This window comes from Pseudomonas sp. 8BK (assembly GCF_902506475.1).
Classification (GTDB): domain Bacteria; phylum Pseudomonadota; class Gammaproteobacteria; order Pseudomonadales; family Pseudomonadaceae; genus Aquipseudomonas; species Aquipseudomonas anguilliseptica.
In genome coordinates this window covers 773,505-785,484 of the sequence record NZ_LR733252.1, presented here as the reverse complement: position 1 = coordinate 785,484, position 11,980 = coordinate 773,505, and the positions used below count along the sequence as shown (strand labels likewise).

11 protein-coding genes and 1 tRNA gene are annotated in these 11,980 nt (G+C 60.0%); 5 read left to right on the top strand and 7 right to left on the bottom strand.

The genetic code is table 11. The features are described from left to right. Positions 1 to 10: 10 nt before the first annotated feature. From ACIN8IBEIGE_RS03485 to ACIN8IBEIGE_RS03465, 5 genes are all read left to right on the top strand, one after another. On the top strand, positions 11 to 613 hold the full coding sequence (locus tag ACIN8IBEIGE_RS03485; protein ID WP_160013439.1) for a 50S ribosomal protein L25/general stress protein Ctc: 603 nt from the start codon (positions 11 to 13) through the stop codon (positions 611 to 613). A gap of 69 nt (positions 614 to 682) precedes the next feature. Next, positions 683 to 1,273 carry an aminoacyl-tRNA hydrolase gene (pth, locus tag ACIN8IBEIGE_RS03480; protein WP_160013438.1) on the top strand — a complete coding sequence of 197 codons (591 nt, stop codon included), beginning with the start codon at positions 683 to 685 and terminating at the stop codon, positions 1,271 to 1,273. A gap of 33 nt (positions 1,274 to 1,306) precedes the next feature. Further along, entirely contained in the window at positions 1,307 to 2,407 is a 1,101-nt protein-coding gene (gene ychF / locus ACIN8IBEIGE_RS03475; protein WP_160013437.1) for a redox-regulated ATPase YchF, read from the top strand. Positions 2,408 to 2,484: 77 nt separating this feature from the next. Continuing rightward, positions 2,485 to 2,561, top strand: a tRNA-Met gene (locus ACIN8IBEIGE_RS03470). Positions 2,562 to 2,657: 96 nt separating this feature from the next. Further along, positions 2,658 to 3,323, top strand: a complete 666-nt coding sequence (locus ACIN8IBEIGE_RS03465; protein WP_160013436.1) for a hypothetical protein — start codon at positions 2,658 to 2,660, stop codon at positions 3,321 to 3,323. Positions 3,324 to 3,783: 460 nt separating this feature from the next. Here the strand turns inward: ACIN8IBEIGE_RS03465 and ACIN8IBEIGE_RS03460 are convergent, their stop codons facing one another. From ACIN8IBEIGE_RS03460 to ACIN8IBEIGE_RS03430, 7 genes are all read right to left on the bottom strand, one after another. Next, positions 3,784 to 4,683, bottom strand: a complete 900-nt coding sequence (locus ACIN8IBEIGE_RS03460; RefSeq protein ID WP_160013435.1) for a DMT family transporter — start codon at positions 4,681 to 4,683, stop codon at positions 3,784 to 3,786. Between the two features lie 3 nt (positions 4,684 to 4,686). Then, positions 4,687 to 5,331, bottom strand: coding sequence for a carbonate dehydratase (gene can / locus ACIN8IBEIGE_RS03455; protein WP_160013434.1), 645 nt, complete (start codon positions 5,329 to 5,331; stop codon positions 4,687 to 4,689). A 102-nt stretch (positions 5,332 to 5,433) separates the two neighbouring features. Continuing rightward, positions 5,434 to 7,344, bottom strand: coding sequence for a bifunctional UDP-sugar hydrolase/5'-nucleotidase (locus ACIN8IBEIGE_RS03450; protein WP_160013433.1), 1,911 nt, complete (start codon positions 7,342 to 7,344; stop codon positions 5,434 to 5,436). A 139-nt stretch (positions 7,345 to 7,483) separates the two neighbouring features. Beyond that, positions 7,484 to 7,936 carry a ribosomal protein S18-alanine N-acetyltransferase gene (gene rimI / locus ACIN8IBEIGE_RS03445; protein WP_160013432.1) on the bottom strand — a complete coding sequence of 151 codons (453 nt, stop codon included), beginning with the start codon at positions 7,934 to 7,936 and terminating at the stop codon, positions 7,484 to 7,486. Positions 7,937 to 7,993: 57 nt separating this feature from the next. Beyond that, the gene (locus tag ACIN8IBEIGE_RS03440) at positions 7,994 to 8,812 is read right to left on the bottom strand and encodes an energy transducer TonB (RefSeq protein ID WP_160013431.1); all 819 of its coding nucleotides are present in this window, start codon (positions 8,810 to 8,812) and stop codon (positions 7,994 to 7,996) included. Then, the gene (locus tag ACIN8IBEIGE_RS03435; protein WP_160013430.1) at positions 8,809 to 10,356 is read right to left on the bottom strand and encodes a 2-isopropylmalate synthase; all 1,548 of its coding nucleotides are present in this window, start codon (positions 10,354 to 10,356) and stop codon (positions 8,809 to 8,811) included. Before ACIN8IBEIGE_RS03435 ends, ACIN8IBEIGE_RS03440 begins: the two co-directional genes overlap by 4 nt. 360 nt (positions 10,357 to 10,716) lie before the next feature. Then, positions 10,717 to 11,961, bottom strand: coding sequence for a saccharopine dehydrogenase family protein (locus tag ACIN8IBEIGE_RS03430; protein ID WP_160013429.1), 1,245 nt, complete (start codon positions 11,959 to 11,961; stop codon positions 10,717 to 10,719). Between the last annotated feature and the right edge of the window lie 19 nt (positions 11,962 to 11,980).

Here is an 11,980-nt window from a genome sequence, read left to right as displayed (position 1 = left end):
GAGAAGTGAAATGACTGAATTTGCCCTGAATGCCGAAGTGCGTTCCGACCTGGGGAAAGGTGCGAGCCGCCGCCTGCGTCGTAACGTTGCCATGGTTCCTGCCGTAATTTACGGTGGCGAAAAAGCCCCACAATCGATCAGCCTGCTGGCCAAGGAACTGGCCAAACTGCTGGAAAACGAAGCAGCCTACAGCCACGTGCTGAGCCTGAACGTAGCAGGCAGCAACGAAAGCGTGATCATCAAAGCCCTGCAGCGCCATCCAGCCAAAGGCTATGTGCTGCATGCTGACTTCGTTCGCGTAGTCGCTGGCCAGAAACTGACCGCTATCGTTCCCCTGCACTTCATCAACCAAGAAACTTCGGTTGGCGTGAAGCAGCAAGGCGGCGAAGTCTCCCACGTTCTGTCGGAAGTAGAAGTTTCCTGCCTGCCGAAAGACCTGCCGGAATTCATCGAAGTCGACATGGCTGCCGTTGAAGTGGGTCAGATCGTTCACCTGGCTGACCTGAAACTGCCGAAAGGCGTTGAGCTGGTTGCACTGGCTCACGGTAACGACCTGGCCGTGGCTAACATCCACGCCTCCCGCGTTGCTAAAGACGAAGGCGCTGCCGAGTAATCCTCGCAGTGTCGGAAACCAGCTCGGCATGCGATTCTGCCGAGCTATTTCCACAAAAGGGCTCCTGACATGACTGCCGTACAACTGATCGTTGGCCTGGGTAACCCCGGCCCTGAATACGACCAGACTCGGCATAATGCAGGAGCCCTTTTCGTTGAGCGCCTGGCTGACAGCCAGCGCATCAACCTGAGCCTCGACAAAAAGTATTTTGGCCTGGTTGGCAAATTCAGCCATCAAGGCCGCGACGTTCGCCTGCTGATCCCCACCACCTTTATGAACCGCAGCGGCCAGGCCGTAGCGGCATTGGCGAATTTCTTCCGCATCCCGCCGGAAGCCATTCTGGTGGCGCACGACGAACTCGACATGCCCCCCGGCGTCGCCAAACTCAAACAGGGCGGCGGGCACGGCGGACATAACGGGCTGCGCGACATCATCGCCCAGCTCGGCAATCAGAACAGTTTTTACCGCCTGCGGCTTGGCATCGGCCATCCAGGGCACAGCAGCATGGTCTCCAACTTCGTCCTCGGCCGCGCACCACGCAGCGAACAGGACCTGCTGGACACCAGCATCGATTTTGCCCTGGGCAGCCTGCCGGAAATACTCGCAGGTGACTGGAGCAAGGCCATGCACAAGCTGCACAGCCAGAAAGCCTCCTCCTAACTCTTTACCGCCATTCGCGCGAGGGATAACACCATGGGATTCAACTGCGGCATCGTCGGCCTGCCCAACGTCGGCAAGTCCACCCTGTTCAACGCCCTCACCAAATCCGGTATTGCGGCCGAGAACTTTCCGTTCTGCACCATTGAACCGAACAGCGGCATCGTGCCGATGCCCGACCCGCGCCTCGCGGCGCTGGCAGCCATCGTCAACCCCAAACGCATCCTGCCGACCACCATGGAGTTCGTCGACATCGCCGGCCTGGTAGAAGGCGCATCAAAGGGTGAAGGCCTGGGCAACAAGTTCCTCGCCAACATTCGCGAAACCGACGCAATCGCCCACGTAGTGCGCTGCTTCCAAGACGACAACGTTATTCACGTGGCCAACAGCGTCGACCCCAAGCGCGATATCGAAATCATCGACCTCGAGCTGATCTTCGCCGACCTCGACAGCTGCGAAAAACAACTGCAAAAGACCACTCGTAATGCCAAGGGCGGCGACAAAGAAGCTGTTGCACAGAAAGCCCTGCTGGAAAAGCTCATCCCCCACTTCAGCGAAGGCAAGCCAGCGCGCACCTTGATGAAGACTTTGGGTGACGACGAGAAGCAACTGATACGCGGTTTCCACCTGCTCACCAGCAAGCCGGTGATGTACATCGCCAACGTCGCCGAAGACGGTTTTGAGAACAATCCACTGCTCGACATCGTCCAAGCCATTGCCGACGCCGAAGGCGCTCCCGTGGTGCCGGTATGCAACAAGATCGAAGCAGAAATCGCCGAGCTGGATGATGGCGAAGAAAAAGACATGTTCCTCGAAGCCCTAGGCCTCGAAGAACCCGGTCTGAACCGAGTAATTCGCGCGGGCTACGAACTGCTCAACCTGCAGACCTACTTCACCGCCGGAGTCGAAGAAGTCCGCGCCTGGACCGTTCGCGTCGGCGCCACCGCCCCACAGGCCGCTGGCGTGATCCACACCGACTTCGAAAAAGGCTTTATCCGCGCCGAAGTCATCGCCTACAACGACTTCATCCAGTACAAGGGCGAAGCCGGCACCAAAGAAGCCGGAAAATGGCGCCTGGAAGGCAAGGACTACATCGTTAAAGACGGCGACGTCATGCATTTCCGCTTTAACGTGTAAGCGCTTGATCGCGCGCAGAAATTTTCACGCAACAGGGTTGACACCCAACCCCAAGACGCGAATAATGCGCGCCACTCGGCTACGTAGCTCAGCTGGTTAGAGCATAGCATTCATAATGCTGGGGTCCGGGGTTCAAGTCCCTGCGTAGCCACCAAACAAAACAAGGGTTTACCGAAAGGTAAGCCCTTTTTTGTTTGCGCCAGTGACTACAAAGTGACTACGGCGTGCCTACAAGTGGAATGGAAGCCAAATGAGATACCTGAAAGCAGCCTTGCTCGGTGCAGCGTTATTCGCAGCAAGCCTCACGATCTACGACAGACTCCCTCTGCAATACAAACACCTCATTTCTAACTGGTACAACCGGATCGGAACGCCTCACTACGTCGAAGCGCCAGATCTCTATTCAGAGCGTGACCAAGCATCGGTTATCAGCGACATGCAGGCACGCGGCCACAAACTGAAGTGTTATGGCAACCTGGGTGATCGCGAGCGGGTTGATAAGAATGACGACTACGTATGCTTCGCTCATATCAGTACCGCCTACAACATGCCGGCTCGGTTGGTAACTTTCTTCTTTTCGAAAAGAAAGCTAAACCATGTACGCATCGAGTTTGCGAGCAGAAGCTTTGATGACTTACAGGCCTACCTATCTAAAAGCCTTGAAGCCTATCCACGTATGGATAAGAGCAAATGGGCAAGATTCGAAAAGGGACTGATGGTTTGGAGAGTAAAAGAGGGTGTACTGATGGCTTCTGCAGAGAAAGACCAAGGAAGAAACCCAATTATTTTATGGAGTAGCCACACCAGCTTCCAAAGCAAAAACCCCGGAAGGGAATGCCCTACACCGCCGCCAAATACGCCAATGTTTAAGTCAATAGTTGAAAGTGAGGACTATATAATCTGGTGTTCGCTCTGAGCCAAAGGCGATAGGCGCAGGGCAGACACCAAACGTATAAACAACAGAAGCTCATAAGTTGCCGCTATAGCGAAAGGCTTACACGCGCTTACTGCAATCGCCTCTGTTAGCACTTGCTCCCTGAATCTAATCTACACACATCAACTGAAGCGCAGGAAGCGCTCAGGATCAAGGATGATCGGCCATGGCCTAGGAGGCTTCTGACAGGACGTCAGAATGGTCTTGAAGAAACCCGCTTCGGCGGGTTTTTTGTTGCCTCTTCAAATTGCATCAGGCCGAGTTCTGATTGCCCGCCAACAAAGCCAACGGCGAGAAGGTCAAAGCCGTGACGAAGTGACCCGGGGCCAGGTGCGAATAGCGCATCGTCATCTTGATATCGCCATGCCCAAGGATTTTTCTGCAACGCCAGGATGCTCCCGCATAGGCCGGGGATGTCTACCAGAGCGAGGTACTCCACCGCTTAACGACGCAGCTGCGTCCCCAGCAGCAAACCCGCAAAGATCAACGCAGCGCCGAACCAGTGGTAGCTTTGCAAGCCCTCCCCCAACAGCAGCCAACCCAATACGGCGGTAAATACCGGCATCAAGTAGTTGGAAAGTGCCGCCTTGGCAGCGCCGAGTATGCGGATGGCATGGTTCCAGGCCAGATAAGCGAGCAGTGAGGCGAAGAGGGCGGTATAGCCGATGGCAGCCAGGTTGTGCGGCGTCACGCTGAAGTATGCGCCCTGGGCCAGTTCATGCAAGTAGAACGGCAGAATCAGCGGTACGCCCAGCAGCATCAGCACGCCGAGCAAGGCCAGTGGCGGAATCGGCAGCAGGTGAGCCGACCAGCGTCGTAACAGCAATGAGTAGAGCGCCCAGTCGGCCACCGCCAACAGCATGATCAGGTCGCCCCGATTGAACGCCAGGCCGCTGAGGCTTGCCCAGCTGCCTTTGCTGATCAGCACCAGCAGTCCGCCTGCGGCCACCGCCATGCCCCACCAGGCGCGCCGGTGCGGCCACTCGCCGAGCAGCAGGCCGGCGCCGATAAAGGTCATCAACGGCAGGCAGGTATTGACCAGGGTGATATTTATCGCTGCGGTGGTTTGCGCGGCGGCGTAGAGCAGGCTGTTGTAGCCCGCGATACCAATGCCGGCGAGCACCAGCAAACGCCAGCCGGCCGCACGCAGTGCCACGCGGTGCTGCCACAGCGGTTTGGCCACGAAGGGCAGCAGTAGAACCAGCGCCAGGCTCCAGCGCCAGAATGACAGGGCAAACGGCGGGATTTCGCCGGCAAACGCCCGCGCCACCAGGGCATTGCCGGACCAGCACAGCGTCGCCAGCAGCAAACCGGCCAGCGCGATACGCACGGAGGACTGCATGCCTCAGCTCTGCCCGAGGGGGCGCAGGCGGTATTGCGGTGGCAGCTGCTCCATGCCACTGACGGTGACGTTAAGGTTCTTCCAGCGGCCATCCTTGATGCCGTAAATACAGCCATGCACCGCCAGCGGTTGGCCACGATGCCAGGCGTTCTGCACGATGGTGGTGTGGCTGACGTTCGCCACTTGTTGGATCACGTTGAGTTCACACAGACGATCGACCTGCTCCTCCTCGCTGGGCAACTGCGCCAGGTGTTCGCGGTGCTCGTAGTAGAGGTCGCGAATGCTGCGCAGCCAACCGTCGATCAGGCCGAACTGGGTGTCCTGCATGGATGCGCGCACGCCGCCACAGCCGTAATGGCCGGTGACCAGGATATGTTTGACCTTGAGCACATCGACCGCGTACTGGATCACCGACAGGCAGTTGAGGTCGGTGTGCAGCACCACGTTGGCGACGTTGCGATGGACGAACAGATCGCCCGGCAGCAGGCCGACAATCTCATTGGCCGGCACCCGCGCATCGGAGCAGCCGATCCACAGGTACTCGGGCACCTGCTGCTGGGCCAGCTTGGCGAAGAACTCGGGATCTTCTTCCTTGATCGCTTCGGCCCAACGCGCGTTGTTGTCGAAGAGGTGCTGTAGATCGCTCATGCTTCACTCCCGGATTCGTCGATGCGCACCATAGGAGCGCCACGGGCTTTTGACAAGCAAGGGTTAGTCGCCGTCACAGCAAACGGGCGACAGCGAACTTGATCAGGCGCGGCGGCGCCGCAACAACCAGAAAATCAGCAGCACGCCCGCCAATAGCACCAGGCTCACGCCCCATTGCAGCGGCCCGGCATAGCGGTACAGCTCGGCCGGCTGCAGACTGGGCACACGCAGCATGCGTTGCTCGGCGGCCGCGCCCTGGGTCGGGATATCAGCCAGGCCGTCGCCGTCCAGATCGGGCAGACCGCGAATATGGTCGAGCAGGCCCTGCCACTCTTTATATTCCTGCACACCAGACTGCTGCGGATCAGCATCGATGATCGCATCCTTGATCGCCGCCAGTGGCCGGCCCTCGGCATCCTTGGGCTGCACACTGAGCAGGCCCTTGGCCAGGTCGTTGACCAGCCAGGTGAAACTGCCGACATAGCTGGTAGCGCCGATGCTGTAGAGCCGCTGATCTGCCAGGTCCAGCGGCGTATAACCCTTGATCGGGTCGCCCAGTTCAATCCGGCTGACCCGATCAAACGGCACGCGCCAGGGGTTGTAACTGAAGCGCAGGCCTGACACGCGCGGGTAATAGCTTTTGCTTTCACGCACCTGATAGGCCAGCAGCAGCACCTCGAGCAGGTTCTTCAACTCCTGCCCGCTGACATACACCTTGATCAGCGGATAACCCGGTGCATCATCCAGCTCACCGACGCCCAGCGGAGCGATGCGGAACAGGTCGGACACCGCCTGCACGCCATACCGGCCCATGATCAGGTTGTCGCGGATAGTGCCGTTGCCAGTAAATGACACATCACTGCCCGTCGCGTGGCGCAGCGCGTCGGTAACCAGATTGCCGAGAATCGGATCGTCATGGGCGCGGCTCAGGGTCTTGTCGACCTTGGCCAGCGGCTGATCGAAGGCATATCCCTTGGGCGTCAGCATCTGCGCGCTGACCACCTGTTTGAAGTCCTCGACCTGGGCAGTCACCGCAGCGCTGCCCGCAATCTGGTCATTGATCGGGTGCAGCTGGTAATCGATAACCTGCGGCTTGCCGTCGGCTGGTAAACGCATGCGCAGCTCGCCCAGGTGCTGAATTTCGGAGCCGGCCTGCATCACGGGCGTGCGCCCATTGACCAGTACAGGCTGCGCCAGGGCCGTATGCGAGTGACCACCAACGACGATATCGATGCCCGGCACCTGCTCAACCAGCTCGACCTCCTCACCGCGCCAGCTACCGTCCTCCTGCTGCACCACGCCCATGTGCGAGAGCAGAATCACCACCTCGGCGCCCTCCTCGCGTAACTTGGCAACCATGGCCTGAGCGGTCGCGACCGGATCGGCAAACACCGCTGGCTTGATCATCGGGCTGACCGCCACGGCGTTGTTACCGAGCAGGCCGAACAGACCAAAGCGGATGCCACCCTTGTCGATCAGTTTGTACGACGCAATACGCCCAGCCTCGTAGTGCGCCTGCAGGCTGTCGTCTTCCTTGCGCTCGGGGTCAAAGCCGAGGTTACTCGACAGCAAAGGCATCAGCGCATCGCCCTTGATCTTGAATGCCGAGCTGATCATCGCGGCCAAGCCGGCCGGACGAAAATCGAACTCGTGGTTACCCAGGGTCGCGGCGTCGTAACCCAGTTCGGTCATCAAGCGCAGCTCGCCGCCGGTTTCGCGGGTCACGGTATGAAACAGCGTGCCCATGCTGAAATCGCCGCCGTCGAGCAACAGCACCGGTTGTTCGCCAGCAGCGGCGCGGCGCTGTTCCAGCAAAGTAGCCAGGCGCGCGACACCGCCGACGGTGTCGTCATCGCCGGTGGTAGCGGGGGAATATTCGTTGTTCGGGCCAAAGCCGAGCAGGCGTGACTGCCAGTCGTTGGTGTGCAGGATGGTAAAGCTGCGTTCGGCACTTAAGGCCTGAGCGGCGGTGAATAGGCAGAACACCGCAAGCAACGAAGCAGACAGGCGCATGACAGATCCTTAGGGCAATGGGCCGAACACTGCTGCCGCTGGGCAGCGCACGCCAGTATGCGACAAGCCCTGAGTCAGGTCAGCGGCGAATAACGCCGTGGGCGGTAGCCAATCGGGTCAGCAGCGGCTGGACAAGAGACTAGTCGAACAGCGGGCAGACCATTACCAGGGCGTCTTCACGACCACCGACGGCTGGGTAGTAGTCGCGGCGCTGGCCGACCTCATTAAAGCCGTAGCGCTCATACAAGCGGTACGCCACCTGATTGCTCGCGCGCACCTCCAAAAAGCAGTCATTGGCGCCCTGCTGTTGGGCCTGCTGCATCAGGTGTTCGAGCAGTTTCAAGCCCAGGCCGCGGCCCTGGCTTTCCGCCTTGACGGTGATGTTGAGCAGATGCGCTTCGTCCATGATGATCTGGATAACGCCGTGACCGACCTGCTGCTCACCTTCAAACATCACCCAGCAGTTGTAGGAGGTCAGGCTGTCGGTAAAGATACCGCGCGTCCAGGGATGGCTGAACGCGGCGTATTCGATTTTCAGCACCGCGTCGATATCCGTCGCAGTCATCGGGCGGAAGCTGATTGCATCACTCATTCAGGTTGACTCGGCAAGCAGGAGAAACCTCGGCCAAACGGCCGGGAAAAGGTGTATTCAATTGTCGGCCAACCAGCGCTGACGCACGCGGCGCATGGCCTGCCACAGCTCGCGCTTGCGCTCGGGCTCATCCATCAGCAACTCCAGGCCCGGTAGCGCCCAGGCAGCGCCCAGCCCCTCGACCTGCAACTCCCGGTTATAGGCGTCGGCAGTGGCCTCACCGGCAAAGCGAATAGCCGGCAAGCCTACCAGCCACAGACAGCTGCAGGGCTCTTGCTCTTCCAGCCGCGCGCCGACAAAACTCTGCACATATTCCAGCGCCGCTTGCGGCCCCTGATCGATCTGCCCACGCACCAGCAGCGGCCAGCGCACCGGCTCGCCAATCAGTTGTGGGCTGTCCGGCAGACCGGCGGCGCGCAGCAGATCCTTGAGCAACAGATAAGCCGGATCGCGCCCTTGCAACGGCTCGCCAGTGGGCAGCTCGACCAGCACCGCACAGGCACCAGCACGCAGCAATTGCAGGCCAAAACGCGGTGGCGCGACGGGCGTTGGCGGCGCCACCTGTGTTTCGGCGTCGGCGGCAACGGCTTCAGCCTTGGCCATACGCCCCTGAGGCGCCGGGCGTGGCACTTCGATCTTAGGCCGAGGGGCAGGCGCAGCTACGGGCGTTTCGGCAAGTGGCGCCTCATAGGCTGGCGCCGCTTCAGCAAGCGCCTGTGGCGCGGCAGCAGCCACCTCCGGCTCAGGCGCGGACTCAACCAGCGGTTGCAGCAATTCCGGGCGCGAAGGTGCTGCAAACGGCAGCTCTACACGCGGCAGCCAACTGGCTACCTGCATGGCGCTCAGGTAGGCACGACGGCGCAGTTCTGCAATCAAACGTCAGCCGCCTGTGGGTGAGCCTTCTGCCCGGCCTGCATCAGGTTCAGTGCGTTGATATAGGCCTTGGCCGACGCCACCAGAATGTCGGTGTCGGCGCCATTGCCGTTGACGATGCGCCCGCCCTTCTCCAAACGTACGGTCACCTCGCCTTGCGAATCGGTGCCTTGGGTGATGGCGTTGACCGAATACAACTGCAGGTTGGCCTCCGAGCTGGCGATCGACTCAATGGCCTTGAAGGTCGCATCCACCGGCCCCGAGCCCTGGGCATTGGCGCTGTGTTCGGCGCCGTCAATGCTGACCACCACCTGCGCCTGGGGCACTTCACCGGTCTTGCTGGCTACATCCAGGGTAATCAGCTTGAAATGCTCCGGGGCCTCTTCGGCCAACGTATCGGACACCAGGGCCTGCAGGTCTTCATCGAAGATTTCGTGCTTCTTGTCCGCCAGATCCTTGAAACGGGCGAAGGCGGCATTCAGCTCAGCTTCACCTGCTAGGACGATACCCAGCTCATCCAGGCGCGAGCGGAAAGCGTTGCGCCCGCTCAATTTGCCCAGCGACAACTTGTTGGTGTGCCAACCAACCGACTGGGCAGACATGATCTCGTAGGTTTCACGGTGCTTGAGCACGCCGTCCTGGTGAATACCCGACTCGTGGGCGAAGGCGTTAGCACCGACAATGGCCTTGTTCGGCTGTACCGGGAAGCCGGTGATGCCAGAGACCATGCGCGAGGTGCTAAGAATGTGCGGAGTGTCGATGCGTGTATGCACGCCAAGCAGGTCTTCGCGGGTCTTGATCGCCATGACGATCTCTTCCAGCGCGGCGTTACCGGCACGCTCACCCAAGCCATTGATGGTGCACTCGACCTGACGCGCGCCCGCGACAACGGCAGCCAGGGAGTTGGCCACGGCCAGACCCAAATCGTTGTGGCAATGCACGGAGAACACTGCCTTGTCGGCGTTGGGCACGCGGTTGAGCAACTGGCGAATGGTCTCGGCATACTGGTGCGGAATCGCATAGCCGACGGTGTCGGGGATATTGATGGTGCGCGCGCCGGCGTCGATGGCCGCTTCAATGATGCGGCAGAGGAAATCGATTTCCGAACGACCGGCGTCCTCGCAGGAGAATTCGACATCACTGCACAGGTTGCGCGCCCGCTTGATCGCATGCACGGCCTGCTCGACCACCTGATCCGGCTGCATGCGCAGCTTGTGCTGCATATGGATCGGGCTAGTGGCGATAAACGTGTGGATACGCCCCGAGTTGGCACCCTTGAGCGCTTCTGCGGCTCGGTCGATATCCGCGTCCAGCGCCCGCGACAGGCTGCACACGGTGCTGTCCTTGATGCTTTCGGCAATGGCTTTGACTGCGGCGAAGTCGCCCGGGCTGGCGATGGCGAAACCGGCCTCGATCACGTCAACACGTAAACGCTCCAGAGCCTTGGCGATGCGCAGCTTTTCTTCACCGGTCATCGACGCGCCGGGGCTCTGCTCGCCGTCACGCAGGGTGGTATCGAAAATAATGACGCGGTCGTTGCTGCTCATGCTGGTATCCTCACGGAGTCGCCGGAGCACGCACCCAACATTGGAGCGCGTGTCGATAAGGGCTGATTGTCGCGTGAAATGCCACGGGCGGGAAGCGCGGCGCGTATCGATGCCGCGTCGCGCTAAAGCCCCTCCCACGGGCCAGAAAGCAAAACGCCCACCAAAATGGCGGGCGTTAGGCTGATTGAGCGAGCTAGAGCCAGGCTAGGCGAAAGTGCGCGAGGACGCGAGGACGCGGAGTTTACTGCTGTAAATGAGCAGTACTCGCTCCGCTCGCCCTTCGGGCCGGCCTAAAGACCGTTCGGTGGCAAGCCACCGTCCGAGCGCACTTTCAACGACGCATGGTCGACGCACAGCCAATCAGAGGGTTTGATCCCAGGGACGGTCGCCGTTGGCGTCCTTGATCCGGGTCGGCAGGCCCATCACGTCCAGCAGCTTGAGGAACGGCTCAGCCGGCAGCTGTTCAACGTTGGCCATGCGCGCCACATCCCAGTCGCCACGCGCAACCAGCAGGGCTGCCGCGACCGGCGGTACGCCAGCGGTGTAGGAAATGCCCTGACTGTCGGTTTCCACATAGGCATCTTTGTGGTCGGCAACGTTGTAGATAAACAGCTCGGTCGGCTTGCCGTCTTTGGTGCCTTTGACCAGGTCACCGATGCAGGTCTTGCCGCTGTAGCCCGGCGCCAGCGAAGCGGGGTCCGGCAGTACGGCCTTGACCACTTTCAACGGCACGACTTCCAGGCCTTCGGCGGTTTTCACTGGCTGCTCGGACAGCAGGCCGAGGTTTTTCAGCACGGTAAACACGTTGATGTAGTGCTCGCCGAAGCTCATCCAGAAGCGCACATTGGGCACGTTCAGATGTTTGGACAGGGAATGCACTTCGTCATGCCCGGTCAGGTACAGATTCTGTTCGCCGACCACCGGCAGGTCGTCGGTGCGTTTGACTTCAAACATTGTGTTGCTGGTCCACTGGCTGTTCTGCCAGCTCCAGACTTGGCCGGTGAATTCGCGGAAGTTGATTTCCGGATCGAAATTGGTGGCGAAGTACTTGCCATGGGAACCGGCGTTGACGTCGAGGATGTCGATCGACTCGATGCTGTCGAAGTACTGTTGCTGCGCCAATGCAGCGTAGGCATTGACTACACCTGGGTCGAAACCGACGCCGAGGATGGCAGTCACGCCCTTGTCCTGGCATTCGGCCAGGTGCTTCCACTCGTAGTTACCGTACCAAGGCGGCGTTTCGCAGATCTTGCCCGGTTCTTCGTGGATGGCGGTGTCGAGGTAGGCGGCGCCGGTATCGATGCAGGCGCGCAGCACCGACATATTGAGAAAGGCCGAACCCACGTTGATCACGATCTGCGATTCGGTTTCGCGGATCAAAGCTTTGGTTGCTTCAATATCCAGCGCATTGAGGGCATAAGCCTGGATTTCGGCCGGCTGCTTCAAGCTGCCTTTGGCCTTTACGCTGTCGATGATGGCCTGGCATTTGGAGATGTTGCGCGACGCGATAGCAATGCGACCCAATTCGTCGTTGTGCTGCGCGCACTTGTGGGCCACCACCTTGGCGACACCTCCTGCACCAATGATCAGAACATTCTTCTTCAATTGTTTCACCTCCTGGGTA